Genomic DNA, 472 nt, shown 5'->3' with positions numbered 1-472 from the left:
CGCTTCGACGACTGGAAGGTGATCAACGCTCAGGCGCTGGTCACGGGCAGCGTCAGCAAGGAAGCCGACGGCCGCATCCGCGCCCAGTACCGGTTGTGGGATACCTTTGCCGGCCAGCAGATGGCTGGCGAGCAGTTCTTCGCCAACGATGCCAATCAGCGGCGTGTCGCCCATATCATCGCCGACGCCATCTATGAGCGGCTGACCGGCGAAAAAGGCTATTTCGACACCCGCGTCGTCTTCATCGACGAATCCGGCGCCAAGAATGCGCGCAAGAAGCGCCTCGCGATCATGGACCAGGACGGCGCCAACGTCCGCTATCTTTCGGACGGCAGGTCGATCGTGCTGACGCCGCGTTTCTCGCCGAACCGGCAGGAAATCACCTACATGTCCTATGAAAGCGGTCAGCCGCGGGTGTACCTGCTGCAGATCGAGACCGGCCAACGCGAACTGGTCGGCAATTTCCCAGGCA

1 pseudogene is annotated in these 472 nt (G+C 62.1%); it reads left to right on the top strand.

Features of this window, described 5'->3' with window-relative positions:
- Window positions 1-472: pseudogene (tolB, locus tag ENZ74_RS34005) on the top strand (Tol-Pal system protein TolB); the annotation flags it as partial.

This window comes from Mesorhizobium sp. M7A.F.Ca.CA.002.15.2.1 (genome assembly GCF_003998715.1).
Taxonomy (GTDB): domain Bacteria; phylum Pseudomonadota; class Alphaproteobacteria; order Rhizobiales; family Rhizobiaceae; genus Mesorhizobium; species Mesorhizobium ciceri.
This window is presented reverse-complemented; position numbering and strand designations above follow the sequence as displayed.